General features: G+C 69.0%; 10 protein-coding genes. All 10 read right to left on the bottom strand.

Annotation, left to right across the window (positions count from 1 at the left end; translation table 11 throughout):
• Positions 1-106: 106 nt before the first annotated feature.
• The 10 genes from IEZ25_RS04580 to IEZ25_RS04535 all read right to left on the bottom strand — a co-directional run bounded on the left by IEZ25_RS04580 (position 107) and on the right by IEZ25_RS04535 (position 16,641).
• Positions 107-3,955, bottom strand: a complete 3,849-nt coding sequence (locus tag IEZ25_RS04580; RefSeq protein ID WP_191198240.1) for a DNA-directed RNA polymerase subunit beta' — start codon at positions 3,953-3,955, stop codon at positions 107-109.
• 88 nt (positions 3,956-4,043) lie between these two features.
• Entirely contained in the window at positions 4,044-7,625 is a 3,582-nt protein-coding gene (rpoB, locus tag IEZ25_RS04575) for a DNA-directed RNA polymerase subunit beta (RefSeq protein WP_191198239.1), read from the bottom strand.
• 263 nt (positions 7,626-7,888) lie between these two features.
• Positions 7,889-8,656 (bottom strand): DnaJ domain-containing protein, encoded by a 768-nt coding sequence (locus IEZ25_RS04570; RefSeq protein WP_191198238.1) that lies wholly within the window; start codon positions 8,654-8,656, stop codon positions 7,889-7,891.
• Positions 8,653-9,348, bottom strand: coding sequence for a hypothetical protein (locus IEZ25_RS04565; RefSeq protein ID WP_191198237.1), 696 nt, complete (start codon positions 9,346-9,348; stop codon positions 8,653-8,655). The genes IEZ25_RS04570 and IEZ25_RS04565 overlap by 4 nt, the downstream gene beginning before the upstream one ends.
• Before the next feature lie 51 nt (positions 9,349-9,399).
• Positions 9,400-10,713 carry an MCE family protein gene (locus IEZ25_RS04560; RefSeq protein ID WP_191198236.1) on the bottom strand — a complete coding sequence of 438 codons (1,314 nt, stop codon included), beginning with the start codon at positions 10,711-10,713 and terminating at the stop codon, positions 9,400-9,402.
• Positions 10,710-12,191, bottom strand: coding sequence for an MCE family protein (locus IEZ25_RS04555; RefSeq protein WP_191198235.1), 1,482 nt, complete (start codon positions 12,189-12,191; stop codon positions 10,710-10,712). Before IEZ25_RS04555 ends, IEZ25_RS04560 begins: the two co-directional genes overlap by 4 nt.
• Entirely contained in the window at positions 12,188-13,357 is a 1,170-nt protein-coding gene (locus IEZ25_RS04550) for an MCE family protein (protein WP_191198234.1), read from the bottom strand. The genes IEZ25_RS04555 and IEZ25_RS04550 overlap by 4 nt, the downstream gene beginning before the upstream one ends.
• A 1-nt stretch (position 13,358) precedes the next feature.
• A complete protein-coding gene (locus IEZ25_RS04545; protein WP_191198233.1) occupies positions 13,359-14,324 on the bottom strand; it encodes an MCE family protein in 966 nt (321 codons plus the stop codon).
• Positions 14,321-15,358, bottom strand: a complete 1,038-nt coding sequence (locus IEZ25_RS04540) for an MCE family protein (protein ID WP_191198232.1) — start codon at positions 15,356-15,358, stop codon at positions 14,321-14,323. Before IEZ25_RS04540 ends, IEZ25_RS04545 begins: the two co-directional genes overlap by 4 nt.
• Positions 15,355-16,641, bottom strand: a complete 1,287-nt coding sequence (locus IEZ25_RS04535) for an MCE family protein (RefSeq protein ID WP_191198231.1) — start codon at positions 16,639-16,641, stop codon at positions 15,355-15,357. The genes IEZ25_RS04540 and IEZ25_RS04535 overlap by 4 nt, the downstream gene beginning before the upstream one ends.
• Between the last annotated feature and the right edge of the window lie 2 nt (positions 16,642-16,643).

Raw genomic sequence — 16,643 nt, 5'->3', positions numbered from 1 at the left:
TCGGCCCGGACACGAGGCCAAGGGTCCGCGATGTGCCGCAGATGCACCGGACCCCGGTCTCCCTCGCGGGAGACCGGGGTCCGGGTTGCCTTGCTACGACCTCGGGTCAGTTCTGGTAGGAACCGAAATCAAAGTCGTCGAGTGCGACGGCCTGCGACGACGGACCGAAGTCGTAGTCGTAGGCGTCGTAGCCGGTGACCGAGTAGGCCGCGGCGCGCGCCTCCTCGGTGGGCTCCACCCGGATGTTGCGGTAGCGCTCGAGGCCGGTGCCGGCCGGGATGAGCTTTCCGATGATCACGTTCTCCTTCAGACCGCGCAGGCTGTCGGAGCGACCGTTGATCGCGGCGTCGGTGAGCACCCGGGTGGTCTCCTGGAAGGAGGCCGCCGAGAGCCACGACTCGGTCGCGAGCGAGGCCTTGGTGATGCCCATGAGGACCGGGCGACCCGAGGCCGGCTTGCCGCCCTCGGAGACCACGCGACGGTTCTCCTCCTCGAACCGCACCCGGTCGACCAGGTCGGACGGGAGCAGGTTGGTGTCACCGGACTCGATGACCGTCACGCGGCGCAGCATCTGCCGGATGATGATCTCGATGTGCTTGTCGTGGATCGACACACCCTGCGACCGGTAGACCTCCTGGACCTCGTCCACGAGGTGCTCCTGCGCCTTGCGGACGCCGAGGATGCGCAGCACGTCCTGCGGGTCGGGCGTACCGGAGGTGATGTGGTGACCGACCTCGATGTGCTGGCCGTCCTCGACGTTGAGGCGCGAGCGCTTCGAGACCGGGATCTCCTGCACCTCCGAGCCGTCGTCGGGGGTGACCAGGACGACGCGAGCCTTGTCGGTCTCCTCGATCTTGACGCGACCGGCCGACTCCGAGATCGGCGTACGACCCTTGGGCGAGCGGGCCTCGAAGAGCTCGACCACGCGGGGCAGACCCTGCGTGATGTCGTCGGCCGAGGCCACACCACCGGTGTGGAAGGTGCGCATGGTCAGCTGCGTGCCGGGCTCACCGATGGACTGGGCGGCGATGATGCCGACCGCCTCACCGATGTCGACCAGCTGGCCGGTGGCCAGCGAGCGGCCGTAGCACTTGGCACACGTGCCGGTGCGGGCGTCGCAGGTCAGGACCGAGCGGACCTTGACCTCGGTGACACCGGCCGCCACGAGCTCGCCGATCTTGACGTCGCCGAGGTCCTCACCGGCGGCGGCGAGGACCTCGCCGGTCTCCGGGTGGGTGATCTCGACCGCGGAGGCACGGGCGTAGGCCGCGGTCTCCACGTGCTCGTCGTCGATCCGCTTGGGCAGGCCACGCTCGGTGCCACAGTCGTCCTCACGGATGATGACGTCCTGCGACACGTCGACCAGGCGACGGGTCAGGTAGCCCGAGTCCGCGGTGCGGAGCGCGGTGTCGGCCAGACCCTTGCGGGCACCGTGGGTCGAGATGAAGTACTCGAGCACCGAGAGGCCCTCGCGGAAGTTGGCCTTGATCGGGCGCGGGATGATCTCGCCCTTCGGGTTGGCCACCAGACCACGCATGGCCGCGACCTGCCGGATCTGGTTCATGTTTCCCGACGCACCCGAGTCGACCATCATGTAGATCGGGTTCTTGCGGTCGAAGTTGGTCTCCATCGCGCGACCGACCTCGGCTGCCGCCTGGGTCCACAGCTCGATGAGCTCCTGACGACGCTCGTCGTCGGTCATCACGCCGCGCTCGTAGTTCTTCTGGACCTTCTCCGCCTGCGCCTCGTAGCGGCCGAGGATCTCGACCTTGCTGTCGGGCGTGGTGACGTCGTCGATCGAGACGGTCACACCCGAGCGCGTGGCCCAGTGGAAGCCGGCGTCCTTGAGGGCGTCGAGCGAGGCAGCGACCTGGACCTTGGTGTAGCGCTCGGCCAGGTCGTTGACGATCGCACCGAGACGCTTCTTGCCGACCTCCTCGTTGACGAAGGGGTAGTCGACCGGCAGCGTGTCGTTGAAGTAGACGCGGCCCAGCGTGGTGTCGAGCAGGATCGCGGTCCGCTCCTCCCAGTCCGAGCCCAGCTCGAGGTCGAGCGGCGGGACGATGTCGTCGAGGCGGATCTTGATCTTGCTCTGCAGGCCGATCTCGCCACGGTCGTAGGCCATGATCGCCTCCGACGGGGTGGAGAAGATGCGGCCCTCGCCGACCTCGCCGTCACGGTCCGACGTCAGCCAGAACAGGCCGATGATCATGTCCTGCGAGGGCATGGTCACCGGACGACCGTCGGACGGCTTCAAGATGTTGTTGGTCGACAGCATCAGGATGCGCGCCTCGGCCTGCGCCTCCGCGGACAGCGGCAGGTGCACGGCCATCTGGTCGCCGTCGAAGTCGGCGTTGAACGCACCGCACACGAGCGGGTGGAGCTGGATGGCCTTGCCTTCGATCAGCTGCGGCTCGAAGGCCTGGATGCCGAGGCGGTGCAGGGTGGGCGCACGGTTGAGCAGCACGGGGTGCTCGGTGATGACCTCCTCGAGCACGTCCCAGACCTCGGCCCGGATGCCGCGCTCGACCATCCGCTTGGCGGACTTGATGTTCTGCGCGTGCGACAGGTCGACCAGGCGCTTCATCACGAAGGGCTTGAACAGCTCGAGCGCCATCTGCTTGGGCAGACCGCACTGGTGCAGCTTGAGCGTCGGGCCCGAGACGATGACGGAGCGACCCGAGTAGTCGACGCGCTTGCCGAGCAGGTTCTGGCGGAAGCGCCCCTGCTTGCCCTTGAGCATGTCGGACAGCGACTTCAGCGGCCGGTTGCCCGGGCCGGTGACGGGGCGGCCGCGACGGCCGTTGTCGAAGAGGCTGTCGACGGCCTCCTGCAGCATCCGCTTCTCGTTGTTGACGATGATCTCGGGCGCACCGAGGTCGAGCAGTCGCTTGAGGCGGTTGTTGCGGTTGATGACGCGGCGGTAGAGGTCGTTCAGGTCGGAGGTCGCGAAGCGGCCACCGTCGAGCTGGACCATCGGACGCAGGTCCGGCGGGATCACCGGGACGGCGTCGAGCACCATGCCGATGGGCTGGTTGCCGGTCTTGCGGAAGGCGTCGACGACCTTGAGGCGCTTGAGGGCGCGGACCTTGCGCTGGCCCTTGCCGTTGGCGATCGTGTCGCGCAGCGACTCGACCTCGGCCTCGATGTCGAAGTCCTGGAGGCGCTTCTGGATCGCCGTGGCGCCCATGTGGCCCTCGAAGTACTTGCCGAACCACGTCTTCATCTCGCGGTAGAGGAGCTCGTCGCCGAGCAGGTCCTGCACCTTGAGGTTCTTGAACGTGTCCCAGACCTCCTCCAGCCGCGCGATCTCGCGGTTGGCGCGGTCACGGAGCTGGTTCATCTCGCGGTCGGCACCGTCGCGCACCTTGCGCTTGGCGTCGGCCTTGGCGCCCTCGGCCTCGAGGGTGGCGAGGTCCTCCTCGAGCTTCTTGGCGCGGTCGTCGACGGAGGTGTCGCGGCGCTTCTCGAGGCGCTCGCGCTCCAGGCCGACCTTGTTCTCGAGGGAGTCCTGGTCGCGGTGACGGGCGTCCTCGTCGACCGAGGTGATCATGTAGGCGGCGAAGTAGATGACCTTCTCGAGGTCCTTCGGCGCCAGGTCGAGCAGGTAGCCCAGGCGCGAGGGGACGCCCTTGAAGTACCAGATGTGGGTCACGGGAGCGGCGAGCTCGATGTGGCCCATGCGCTCGCGGCGCACCTTGGAACGGGTGACCTCGACGCCACAGCGCTCGCAGATGATGCCCTTGAAGCGCACCCGCTTGTACTTGCCGCAGTAGCACTCCCAGTCCCGGGTGGGACCGAAGATCTTCTCGCAGAAGAGGCCGTCACGCTCGGGCTTGAGCGTGCGGTAGTTGATGGTCTCCGGCTTCTTGACCTCGCCGTGGCTCCACGTGCGGATGTCGTCCGCGGTGGCCAGGCCGATCTGAAGCTGGTCGAAGAAGTTAACGTCGAGCACGATGGCTGCAGTCCTTCGTTAGTACGTGGTGTAGATGCTGGTGACTGAGGGGGTACGGCGACCGGCGTGCGGTCGCCGTACGCACCACTCAGACTTCTTCGACGGAGCTGGGCTCGCGGCGCGACAGGTCGATGCCGAGCTCCTCGGCCGCCCGGAAGACGTCTTCCTCGGCGTCCTTGAGCGAGATGGTGGAGCCGTCCTGCGACAGCACCTCCACGTTGAGGCAGAGCGACTGCATCTCCTTGACGAGCACCTTGAACGACTCGGGGATGCCGGAGTCGGGGATGTTCTCGCCCTTGACGATGGCCTCGTAGACCTTCACGCGTCCCGGCACGTCGTCGGACTTGATCGTCAGCAGCTCCTGGAGGGCGTAGGCGGCGCCGTAGGCCTCCATCGCCCAGACCTCCATCTCGCCGAACCGCTGGCCGCCGAACTGGGCCTTACCGCCCAGGGGCTGCTGCGTGATCATCGAGTAGGGGCCGGTCGAGCGAGCGTGGATCTTGTCGTCGACGAGGTGGTGGAGCTTGAGGATGTACATGTAGCCCACGGCCACCGGCTCCGGGAACGGCTCACCCGAGCGACCGTCGAAGAGGGCGGCCTTGCCGTCCTCCTTGACCATCCGCTCACCGTCACGGTTGGGCAGCGTCGCACCGAGCAGGCCGGTGATCTCGTCCTCGCGCGCACCGTCGAACACCGGGGTGGCGACCTTGGTGTTGGGGTCGGCCTTCTCGGCGCCGATCTTGATCAGGCGCTTCTTCCAGTCCGCCTCGCCCTTCTCACCGGAGAGGTTGAGGTCCCACCCCTGCTTGGCGAGCCAGCCGAGGTGCAGCTCGAGGATCTGGCCGATGTTCATCCGTCGCGGCACACCCAGCGGGTTGAGCACGACGTCGACCGGGGTGCCGTCCTCCATGAACGGCATGTCCTCGACCGGCAGGATCTTGGCGATGACGCCCTTGTTGCCGTGACGGCCGGCGAGCTTGTCACCGACGGAGATCTTGCGCTTCTGGGCGACGTAGACGCGGACCAGCTGGTTCACGCCCGGAGGAAGGTCGTCGCCGTCCTCGCGGTCGAAGACCCGCACGCCGATGACCGTGCCGGACTCACCGTGCGGCACCTTCATCGAGGTGTCGCGCACCTCGCGCGCCTTCTCACCGAAGATCGCGCGGAGCAGGCGCTCCTCGGGGGTGAGCTCGGTCTCGCCCTTGGGCGTGACCTTGCCGACCAGGATGTCACCGGTGGTGACCTCGGCGCCGATGCGGATGATGCCGCGCTCGTCGAGGTCGGCCAGGCCCTCCTCGGAGATGTTCGGGATGTCCCGGGTGATCTCCTCGGGGCCGAGCTTGGTGTCGCGGGCGTCGACCTCGTGCTCCTCGATGTGGATCGAGGTGAGGACGTCCTCCTGCACCAGGCGCTGGCTGAGGATGATGGCGTCCTCGTAGTTGTGGCCCTGCCACGGCATGAAGGCGACGAGCAGGTTGGTGCCCAGCGCCATCTCGGCGTCGTCGGTGCACGGACCGTCGGCGATCGGCGTGCCGACCTCGAGACGGTCACCGGACTTCACCAGCGGACGCTGGTTGATGCAGGTGCCCTGGTTGGACCGCTTGAACTTGGCCAGCTTGTAGGTCTGGTAGGTGCCGTCGTCGTTCATCGTCTCGATGGCGTCGGCGGACACCTCCTTCACCACTCCGGCGTTGTCGGCGACGACCACGTCACCGGCGTCGACGGCGGCTCGGTACTCCATGCCGGTGCCGACCAGCGGGCTGTCGCTGACGACCAGCGGGACGGCCTGGCGCTGCATGTTGGCGCCCATGAGCGCCCGGTTGGCGTCGTCGTGCTCGAGGAACGGGATCAGGGCCGTCGCGACCGACACCATCTGGCGCGGCGAGACGTCCATGTAGTCGACCTCTTCGGCGAGGATCGCGTCGACCTCACCGTTCTTCTGCCGGACCAGGACGCGCTCCTCGGCGAACTTCATCTTCGCGTCGAGCGGGGCGTTGGCCTGCGCGATGACGTAGCGGTCCTCGTCGTCGGCGGTCAGGTAGTCGATCTCGTCGGTGACGACACCCTTGACCACGCGGCGGTAGGGGGTCTCGACGAAGCCGAACGGGTTGATCCGACCGTAGGACGCGAGCGAGCCGATCAGGCCGATGTTCGGGCCTTCCGGGGTCTCGATCGGGCACATGCGGCCGTAGTGCGACGGGTGGACGTCACGGACCTCCATGCCGGCACGGTCGCGGGACAGACCACCGGGACCGAGCGCCGAGAGGCGACGCTTGTGCGTCAGGCCGGCGATCGGGTTGGTCTGGTCCATGAACTGGCTCAGCTGCGAGGTGCCGAAGAACTCCTTCAGCGCCGCGACCACGGGACGGATGTTGATCAGGGACTGCGGCGTGATGGCCTCGACGTCCTGCGTCGTCATCCGCTCGCGCACGACGCGCTCCATGCGGGCCAGGCCCGTGCGGAGCTGGTTCTGGATGAGCTCGCCCACCGTGCGCATGCGCCGGTTGCCGAAGTGGTCGATGTCGTCGGCCTGGACCTTGACGGGAGCACCGTCAGGACCCTCGACGACGTTGCCCTCGGCGTCGACCAGGTCCGGCGCCGGGGCCTGCACACCCGCGGCGTGCAGCTGCACGACGTAGCGGATGGCGGCGACGACGTCGTCGATGGTCAGCGTCTGCTGGTCGAACGCCTCGTGGAGGCCGAGCTTCTTGTTGATCTTGTAGCGGCCGACCTTCGCCAGGTCGTAGCGCTTGCCGTTGAAGTAGTAGTTGTTCAGCAGCGTCTGCGCGGCCTCGGCCGTCGGCGGCTCGCCGGGGCGGAGCTTGCGGTAGATGTCGAGCAGCGCGAGACGGGTGACCTCGTCGTTGACCTGCTCGGCGGTCGGGGCCTCGCCCCGCGCCTTCTTCTGCAGCTCCTCGTGGACGACCTCGTAGCGGACGCTGTCCTTCTCGAGGGTCAGCATCATCGACTCGTACTGACCGAACTCCTCGCGGATCTGGTCGGTGGTCCAGCCGAGCGCCTTGAGCAGGACGGTGACGTTCTGCTTGCGCTTGCGGTCCAGGCGCACGCCGACGAGGTCGCGCTTGTCGATCTCGAACTCGAGCCACGCGCCACGGCTCGGGATGAGCTTGGCGGTGTAGATGTCCTTGTCGGACGTCTTGTCGGGCGAGGACTCGAAGTAGACGCCCGGCGAGCGGACGAGCTGGGACACGACGACCCGCTCGGTGCCGTTGATGATGAAGGTGCCCTTCTTGGTCATCATGGGGAAGTCGCCCATGAAGACCGTCTGGCCCTTGATCTCACCGGTCTCGTGGTTCATGAACTCGGCCGAGACGTAGAGGGGCCGGGAGTAGGTGAAGTCCTTCTCCTTGCACTCCTCCTCGGTGTACTTCTCGTCCAGGAAGACGGGATTGTCGAAGGAGAGCATCATCGTCTCGGAGAAGTCCTCGATCGGGGAGATCTCCTCGAAGATCTCCTGCAGACCGGTCTTCTCGGAGACGTCCTCACCGGCGGCCTTGCGGGCAGCCACCTCCTCCTCCCAACGCTCTCCGCCGACCAGCCAGTCGAAGCTGCTCGTCTGGAGCGAGATGAGGGGGGGAACCTCGAGAGGTTCGGTGATCTTTGCGAAAGAGGTGCGACGGTGGTTACCAGCGGAGCTGCGCGCGGCCAAGAGGTGTCCTCACAAATGATCAAGTGATCTCGGCGCCGGCCGACCACCGCAACAGCCGTCCGGAGGGCGTCGGGCATCTGAGGGCAGGCGCAAGGGCCCACGATAGCGCAGATGAGGACACGCCACAAACGCGGGGTCGAATTCCCGATGGGAGAGTGCCACGCGTTGGCCATGACTATGAACTCTGATGCCGCCGGGGTCAAGCCGGACGCGCGGAATCGACGACTCTGTGGACGACGCGTGGCCTGCCCTCCCGGCTCGCCTCAGCCCTGGACCGGCGAGGTGATGAGGTCGTCGACCAGCCACTCGCCGTCGACGAGCTGCATCGAGAGCGTCACCTGGTCCTTGTAGACGACCGGCTCCGAGCCCAGCTTGTTGGTCGTGGGCCGGTCGACGAACACCAGCACCTGCACCCGGTCCCCGCTCGCCCGGACGATGCCCGAGGCGACCACCGACGCCGTCACCCTCGTCTGCGTCCGGGGTGCGTTCTCCTGGAGCACCGAGAAGAGCTTGTCGTACTCCTGGCGATAGCTGCCGGTCATCAGCGCCTGGGCGGCACGCTGGTCGTCGTCGAGGTGCTCGTAGTCGTAGGACAGCACGGGGACGACCGCCCGCTCCGCCGCGACCTGCGCCTGCCGGACGGACGGGTCGGTCCCGGACGCACCGGCGCTGCTGCTCGTCCACGTCCACGCGGTGATCGTGACCAGGCCGGCTGCCACGACCGCGAGCCCGGCGAGCAGCCACGACGGCACCCCGCCGTTGCGGCCGTCCCAGGAAGGCAGGGACGCCACCAGCGGCTCCTCGGGCTCGCGCTCATCGCAGTGCTGGTCGTCGACCACTGGGTGCTCGGCGTCGTACGCCGCCCGCGCGGCGGGGTCGAGCAGCACCCTGGCCGCGCGGTTGAGGGCGTCGAAGCGGCGCTCGCCGGGCTCGAGGTCGGCGATCTGGGCCTTCCAGGCAGCGCGGACCTCGTCGGTCGAGGCGTCACGCGCCACGTCGAGCAGGTCGTACCAGGTGGGGACGTCGCTCATGGCGCGCTCCCCTCGGTCGCGCCCTGGCCCGGGCCGCCCGGGGAGGCCACCGGAGCGAAGTCGTCGACGAGCCACTCGCCGCCGACCAGCACCAGGTCGACCGTGAAGCGGAACGGGAGCGGCTCCTGGTCGACCGTGCGGTCCTGCTTGCCGGTGTCGTTGCCGCCCTTCGTGCCGGCGGCCTGGGTGTAGCTGTCGGTGAAGGCCCCGGCGACCAGCACCCGGGCCGAGTCGTCGTCGATCGCGGACACGGCGGTGGCGAAGACGTCGGCGCTGCGGGTGATGCCGCCCTGCGCGACCAGCTGCTCTGCGGTCGTGACCTCCTGGTCGAAGTCGGCCGCGAACTTGGGCGTGATGACCTCGCGCACCTGGTCGCGGTAGTCCGGCATCCGGCCCGCCTCGTCGAGCATGTCGGGGCTGTAGGTGCCGAGCCGCTTGACGAACTGGCTGGTCAGGCTCATCACCTGCTCGCGCTCCGCGGGCAGGTCGGTGCCCTGCGCGGAGGAGCGACCACCGGTCGCGAGCCAGACGAGGACCGCGGCGCTGGCCACCACCACGATCACCAGCAGTCCGGCGAGCAGCCGACGCACCCGCGACCGGTCGCGAGGACCGGACCCATCAGGGTTGCCTGGGCTGCCGGAGATCCCCGGCGCGAGGTCCTCGCGCCGTTCGGACGTGGTCAGCACGGACATGTGTCCCCTCCCTCGAGAACGCCTCAGGACCCCCTCCCGGGTCCCGCTGGCTCAACGAGCCGGGGCTTCCGGGGTCACGCCGCCACCGAGCAGGGGCTCGAGGTAGAGCCACTTCCAGGAGTCCTCCCCGAGGGTGCGCGGGGCGCTCTCGCGCTGCCCGACGAGCCGCTGGACGGTCGCGGGGTCGGAGGTGAGCGTGCCGGTGTCGGGGTCGTAGGCGAGGTCCGCCGGCCCCCACCCGGTCGCCGCTCGCGGTGCCTGGATGTTCTGCGCGCCCCGGGCGTTGCTCTCCGAGGCCGGCGCGGTGCAGCGGGCGTCCTCCTTCATCGGCCGGTTGGTCCCGTCGAGCGGCGAGCGCCGGTCGGTGTCCTCGTATCCCGCGTGGCACACGGCGGGGTCCTGAGTCAGCACCAGGCCGAAGTGGGCGTCGTAGAGGCCGGTGCCCGGCGACTTGGCCACGACCGTGAAGGCGCCCTCGACCACGTAGGGGTAGATCACCAGGAGCTGCTCGATGCCGTCGAGGTGCTCGACCACGACGTCGCCGGTGGTGACCAGGTTGTTGATCAGGTCGCCGAGCTCGACCTCGTTGGCCTCCAGGAAGGCGCGGAGCTCGTTGGCCCCGAGCGAGCCGTTGTCGATGAGGGTGCGCAGGTCGTCGTCGTGGTCGGCCACCGTCGTGGAGAACGTCGAGAGGTCGCGCGCGAAGCGGCGGAAGGCGCCCTCGGAGTCGACCTGTCCGCGCAGCACCGTGTTGGCGTCGCGGATCAGGTCGACGGTCACCTCGAAGTTCTGGTCGGCGGCCTCGATGAACTCGTTGCTGCTGTCGAGGATGGTCTGCAGGTCGCCGCCCGCGTCGTTGAAGGCGAGGCCGAGCTCGGAGGTGACCGTGCGGAGGTCGTCCTGGTCGACGCTGCGCACGGTCTCGTCGAGGTGCGTGAGCAGCGTGTCGGTGCGGATCGGCGTGCTCGTGCGCTCGCGCGGGATCTGGGAGTCGTCGCGCAGGAACGGGCCGCGGTCGCTCTGCGGCTGGAGCTCGACGTACTGCTCGCCGACGGCGGACCGGTTGCCCACCAGCGCCCGCGCGTCGGCCGGGATGCCGCCGGCCTCCTTGTCGATGTCGAGGACCAGGTCCACCCCGTCGTCGGTGAGGACCAGCTCCCTCACCTCCCCGACCCGGACCCCGCGGTAGGAGACCTCCGCACCCTGGAACGCGCCGCCGGACTCCGCGAAGTGCGCCACGACGGTGTAGGTGCGGTCGACGAGGAGCCGGTCGAGCCGGGCGTAGCGCGCACCGACGAAGCTGACGCCGACCATCGTGATGAGGGCGAACACCAGCAGCTGCAGCCTGGTCCGGCGGGTGATCATCGCTCCACCACCATCCCGGGCACGAGCAGGCTGACCAGGGCCGGGTCGTAGACCTCGCTGAGCTGCCCGATCGTCGGTCCGCGCGAGGGGTCGGGAGCGGCGTCGGGTGGGTCGTCGTACGCCGTCCCGACGCGCGGCAGGCCCGGCAGGGTGATCGTCGGCAGGGTGGTGGGGATCGGGAGCGTCGGCACGGTCGGCGTGGGCAGCGGGAGCGTCGGGGTGCCGGAGGCACCGCACAGTCCCGGCACCGGGTACTGCTGGCAGACGACCTCGATCACCGAGCCGGGCAGGTTCACGCAGGCGGAGACGTCTCCGCGGCGCAGCCCCTCGAGGCAGGCGTTGATCGCGTCGAGGGCGTCCTGGCACAGCCGGCTGGTGTCCGGCAGGGGGCCGTCCTGCGGAAGAGCGCTGAGGGGGATGCACGCCTCCGTGGGCAGCGTGGTGGGGATCGTCGTCGGGATCCCGGTCAGGTCGACGTCGAGGGTGATCGACAGGTTGGTGTAGTCGCCCATGTGCAGGTTGCGGGCCACCTGCGGGTCCCGGCCGACGACCTCGTCGACGAAGGGGTAGGTGAGGAAGACGTTGAAGGCGTTGGTGAGGTCGTCGCCCGAGGCCGCCAGCTGGGTCAGCACCGGGTCGAGCCGCTGCAGGGAGGTGATCGTGGCGCCCTTGGACCGGGTGATCACGTCGACGGCGACCGACGAGAGCTGGTCGAGGGCCTGCAGCATCTCGACGAGGTCGTCGCGCTGACGGTTGATCGAGTCGAGCGCGCTGGGCAGCTCGTCGAGGGCACGGTCGATCGTCGGCAGCTGCTTCTCGGCCTCGACGGCCAGCCGGTTGAGCTTCTCGATGGCGTTCACGATGTCGGCCTTGTTGTCGTCGAGCTGGCCGGTGAGCCCACGCAGGTTGCGCAGCACCGACCTCGCCGAGTCCTCCCGTCCCTCGAGCGCCTGGTTGAGCTCCTGGGTGATGGTCTTCAGCTGGGCGACGCCGCCACCGTTGAGCAGCAGGCTCAGCGCGCCGAGCACCTCCTCGACCTCGGGGTTGCGACCCGCCCGCTGGATCGGGATCGTCGCGCCGTCACCGAGACGGGCCTCGACGGCGCCGTCGGCCGGGGGGCCGAGCTCGACGAACTTCTCCCCCAGCAGGCTGGTCTGGCGCAGCTGCGCGACCGCGTTGCCCGGGAGGTCGACGTCGCGCCGCACCTGGAGGGTGACGAGGGCCTGGTAGCCCTCGAGGTCGATCGCGGTGACCTTGCCGACGTTGACGTCGTTGACCTTGACCGTCGACTGGGGCACCAGGTCGAGGACGTCGGCGAACTCCACCTTGATCGTCATCGGGTCGTCGCCGACGTCGGGCCCGCCGGGCAGGGGCAGCGAGTAGACGCTCGCGTCGCACGCCGACATCGCCATCGCGGCGAGGACGCCGAGCACCAGGACCCTGAACCGGGCCGCGAACCGGGTCGTCGAGCGGGTCATCGCGCCACCTCCGCGTCGGACGGGACGAGACCACCGAGGGTCGGGTCGAACACGTCGCGGGCCGGCAGCTTCGCCCGCTCGCCGCCCTTCTCCCCCAGCGCACCGGGCCGGTTGTTCGCGAGCAGCTGGGTGATCGTGTCGCACACCTGGCCGGACCGCTCGGCCTGGCTGACGAAGCCGCACAGCAGCGCGGCCGGGTCGTACCGGACCTGGTTGATCGCCTCACCGAGGTTGGCGCGGGTGTCGAGCGTGCCGGCCTGGGGGTTGTAGGTCAGCGCGAGGTTGTTGAGGGCGCCGGGGGCGACGTGGAGGATCTCGTCGAGCGCGTCGCGCTGGCGCACCAGGACCTTGGCGACCCGGTTGATGCCGGAGATGTTGCGGCTCAGGGAGTCCTTGTTCTCCTCCACGAACCCCTGGACGTCGGTGAGCGCGACCGAGAGGTTCTGCGTCGCGGCGACGAGCTCCTCGCGCTCCCCCGCCAGCATCGTCGAGACGTCGGCGAGCGACTGGTTGAAGCGCCGCACGGTCTGGTCGTTGTCCGCGAGCGTGCCGATGAAGCCCTCGAGCGCCTCGACGGAGCCGAACAGCTCCTCCTTGTTGCCCGCCAGCGTGGACGTGAGCCGCGAGAAGTCCCGGACGGTCTGGCGGAAGGTGGTGCCCTGGCCGCCGAAGTTGTCGGCCGTCACCGCGAGCAGGTCGGACAGCGCCCCGTCCTCGTTGGCTCCCCGGGGGCCGAGCGCGACGTTGAGCCGGTCGAGGCTGTCGTAGATCTGGTCGAGCTCGAGCGGCTGCGAGGTCTGCTCCAGGCTGAGCACGGCGCCGTCGGCCAGCACGTCGCCGGTGCCCGGGTAGGCCGGGGTGAGCTGCACGTAGCGGTCGCCGACGACCGACGGCGCGATGATCACGGCCCTCGCGTCTGCCGGCAGCCGGACCTCGTCGTCGTACGTCATCGTCACCGTGACGTCGGTGCCGGTCGGCTCGACGCGGGTGACGGTGCCGACCGGCACGCCGAGCACGCGCACGTCGCTGCCCTCGTAGACGGAGATGGTGCGCGGGAAGTGGGCGACGACCGTCCTGCTGGTGTCGCCCCCGAGGACGCTGACGGCGGCCGCGACGACGAAGCCCAGCACGACGAGCGGGACGAGGAGGCGCTTCACGAGGTCCATGTCAGCCGCCCACCTGCGGGACGGGAGGGAAGTTGGCGATCCAGGTGTCGAACCACGGACCGGTGCCGAGCGTGTTGGCGAAGACCCGGTAGAACGGCGCCATCAGCCGCAGGCTGCTGTCTAGGTTGTCCTCGTTCTTGTTGAGCACCGCGACGACGTTCTCCAGGTGGGCGAGCGCGGGCGCCAGGTCGGCGCGGGACTGGCGGATCAGCGTCGTCAGCTCCCGCGACAGCTGGGAGGTCGACACCAGCAGCTCGTGCACGGCGTCGCGGCGGGCCACCAGCGCCCGGAACAGCACGTCGCTGTCCTTCATCAGCGCGATGATGTCCTCGTCGCGCTCGTCGAGCACCGTGGAGACGCGTTCGAGGTTGACCAGCAGACCCTCGAGCTGCTCGTCCTTGGCGGCGACGTTGGCCGAGAGCCTGCTCAGGCCGTCGAGTGCGCCCTTGAACTCCTCGGGGGTGTTGCGGGTCAGGTCGGCGAGGGTGGTCAGCGACTCGGCGAGCTGGTCGGTGTCGATCTGCTCGGTCGTGGAGGCCAGCCCCTCGAACGCCTCCACCACGTCGAAGGGCGAGGACGTGTGCGCGACCGGGATCGTGGCGCCGCGGGCGAGCTGACCGCCACCGGCCGGCTCGAGGGCCAGGAACATCGACCCGAGGATCGTCTTGACCTTGATCGCGGCCCGGGTGTCGGGGCCGAACGCGGCGGACTCGTCGATGGTGAAGCTCACCCGGACCTGGTCGTCGGCGAGCTCGATGTCGTCGACCTGGCCGACCCGGACGCCCGCGATGCGTACCTCGTCGTCGACCCGGAGGCCGCCGGCCTCGGAGAACATCGCGTGGTAGGTGTCGCCCCCGCCGATGACCGGCAGGTCGTCGGCGCGGAAGGCGGCGACGAGCAGCATCACCAGCACGACGATGCTCACCGCACCGACGACGACGGGGTTGCGCTCCCGGAACGGCTTCACCCGAGGTCACACCTGTCGGAGCCGGTGCTGTACGTCACCGGGATCTGGGTGTCGCCGGGCAGGTTGACCCGCCCCTGGAACTCGCAGAGGTAGAAGTTGAAGAACGAGCCGTAGATCGCCGTGCGGCCGATCTTGTCGAGCTTGATCGGCAGCACCTGCAGGGCACGGTCGAGCTCGGCCTTGTTCTCGTCGAGGTTGCCGGCCACCGCGCGCAGCTCCTTGATGTCCTTCACGAAGGGCTCGCGGATCCCGTCGAGGAGCGAGGCGGTCTCGACCGACAGCGAGGACACGTCCTCGAGGGAGCCGAGGATGGCGTTGCGGTCCTTCTTGAGCCCGCCGACGAGGTCGCGGAACGAGGTGATCAGCCGGGTCAGCTGCTGGTCGCGGTCGGCGACGTGGTCCAGCACCAGCGACAGGTTGTCGATCAGCTCGCCGATGACCTCGTCGCGGTCGGCCAGCGTCGAGGTGACCGAGGCGGTGTGGGCGAGCAGTCCCTCGAGGGTGCCGCCCTCGCCCTGGAAGACCTGCACGAGCTCGAACGACAGCTGGTTGACGTCAGCGGGCGACAGTGCCTGGAAGAGCGGCTTGAAGCCGTTGAAGAGCACGGTCAGGTCGAGGGCCGCCTTCGTGCGCGAGACCGGGATCGTCGCGCCTTCCGGCATGCGCGCGGTGTCACCGACCTCCTGGGTGAGCGAGACGTAGCGCTGGCCGACCAGGTTGCGGTAGCGGATGGCGGCGTTGGTGCCGCCGTTGACCGAGGTGTCGTCGTCGACGGTGAACGTGATGAGCGCCCGCGTGCGGTCGACCACCTCGACGCCGCGCACCGTGCCGACCCGCACGCCGGCGACCCGGACGTCGTCGCCCTTGTTGACGCCGGTGGCGTCGGTGAACTCCGCCCTGTACTCGCGGGAGGAGCCGAAGTCGATGTTGCCGATCGTGACGACCAGGACACCGGTCGCGAGGGTGGTCACCACCACGAAGACCACGAGCTTGACCAGGTCGGCAGCGGTCTTCTTGTCGAGGATGCGGCTCATCGCAGCGACACCTCCGCCCCGCGCGCCATCGGGCCGACGAGCAACGCGCCCAGGTCGGGTACGTCGGTGGGGCTGACGCCGAGACCCGGCGCGAGGAGGGCGTCGAGGAGCGCGGACTCGTCGCGGCCGCCGACGAACCCTGCGGCGTCACCCGACCAGCCGGGGCCGACACGGCTGACCCCCTTGCCGGTCGGGGAGTCCAGGCCGTCGACGAAGTCGGGCTGGCCGGTGAACACGTTGCTCTGGGACCACGGCGGGCTCGGCAGCGCGCCACAGTGGTAGCCGCGCTTGTCGCCGTAGACCGGCACGTCGTCCGCGGTGTAGCCGCGCGGCTGGTTCGGCAGCGTCTCCAGCACGATGTGCAGGGTGAACCCGCGGAACGCCTCGGCTTGCAGCTTGCCGGCGTTCACCAGGCCGCCGAGCAGGCAGGGATAGCCGGGCGCGTAGCGGGCGAAGAGCTCGAGCTGGCTCGCCGACAGGTCGGCCAGGCGTACGAGGTTGTCTCCGTTGTCGCGGGTGAACCGCTCGGTCACCGCGGAGAGCCTGGTGACGTCGTTGAACAGCGCCTGGAGCTTGTCCTCCCGGTCCTCCAGCGTGGTCGTCGTGGTGATGGTGTTGCGCAGGATCGTGGCCACCTCAGGAAGCACATCGGCGTACGTGTCGGACACGCGTGCCGTGAGCCGGAGGTCCTCGACCAGCCCGGGCAGCTCGGGGTTGAGGCGGGTCAGGTAGTCGTCGAGCGTCTCGAGGCTCTGGCCGAGCTGCTCGCCGCGTCCCTCGAGCGCGGTGGCGATGGCGTTGAGCGTGGTGTTGAGGTCGGCCGGCTGCACCGCCCGCAGCAGCGGGTAGAGGTCGCTGAGGACCTCCTCGACCTCGATCGAGAGGTCGGTCCGCTCGATCACGTCGCCGTCGGCGATCGGCTTCGCGGACGAGGCTCCTGCGGGCACGTCGAGCGAGACGAACTTCTCGCCGAAGAGCGTCTTGGGCAGGATCGAGGCGGTGACGTCGCCGGGGATCTTCGCGACGCGGTCGCGGTAGAGACCGAGCGTGATGTCGGCGCCGTCGGCGGTGGGCGCGTAGTCGAGGACCTCCCCCACGATGACGCCCCTGATCTTGACGTCGGCGCGCTGCGGGAGCTGGAGGCCGATCTTCGACGCGTGGACGGTCACCTGGTCGTAGGAGGTGAATTTCTTGGTGAACACCGCGTAGGTCACCCACACCGCGGCGAGCATGAGCACCAGGAACACCGCGCCGAGGGCCCGGGTCCGGATCGTCGTCCTCATCG

Source organism: Nocardioides hwasunensis (assembly GCF_014779665.1).
In the GTDB taxonomy this organism is placed as follows: Bacteria; Actinomycetota; Actinomycetes; order Propionibacteriales; family Nocardioidaceae; genus Nocardioides; species Nocardioides hwasunensis.
This window is presented reverse-complemented; position numbering and strand designations above follow the sequence as displayed.

What these genes read in the sequence shown, in the direction of transcription:
- IEZ25_RS04570 (WP_191198238.1), bottom strand. Translation starts at nt 8,656, where the DNA reads ATGAGCGACGTCCCCACCTGGTACGACCTGCTCGACGTGGCGCGTGAC.
- IEZ25_RS04565 (WP_191198237.1), bottom strand. Translation starts at nt 9,348, where the DNA reads ATGTCCGTGCTGACCACGTCCGAACGGCGCGAGGACCTCGCGCCGGGG.
- IEZ25_RS04560 (WP_191198236.1), bottom strand. Translation starts at nt 10,713, where the DNA reads ATGATCACCCGCCGGACCAGGCTGCAGCTGCTGGTGTTCGCCCTCATC.
- IEZ25_RS04555 (WP_191198235.1), bottom strand. Translation starts at nt 12,191, where the DNA reads ATGACCCGCTCGACGACCCGGTTCGCGGCCCGGTTCAGGGTCCTGGTG.
- IEZ25_RS04550 (WP_191198234.1), bottom strand. Translation starts at nt 13,357, where the DNA reads ATGGACCTCGTGAAGCGCCTCCTCGTCCCGCTCGTCGTGCTGGGCTTC.
- IEZ25_RS04540 (WP_191198232.1), bottom strand. Translation starts at nt 15,358, where the DNA reads ATGAGCCGCATCCTCGACAAGAAGACCGCTGCCGACCTGGTCAAGCTC.
- IEZ25_RS04535 (WP_191198231.1), bottom strand. Translation starts at nt 16,641, where the DNA reads ATGAGGACGACGATCCGGACCCGGGCCCTCGGCGCGGTGTTCCTGGTG.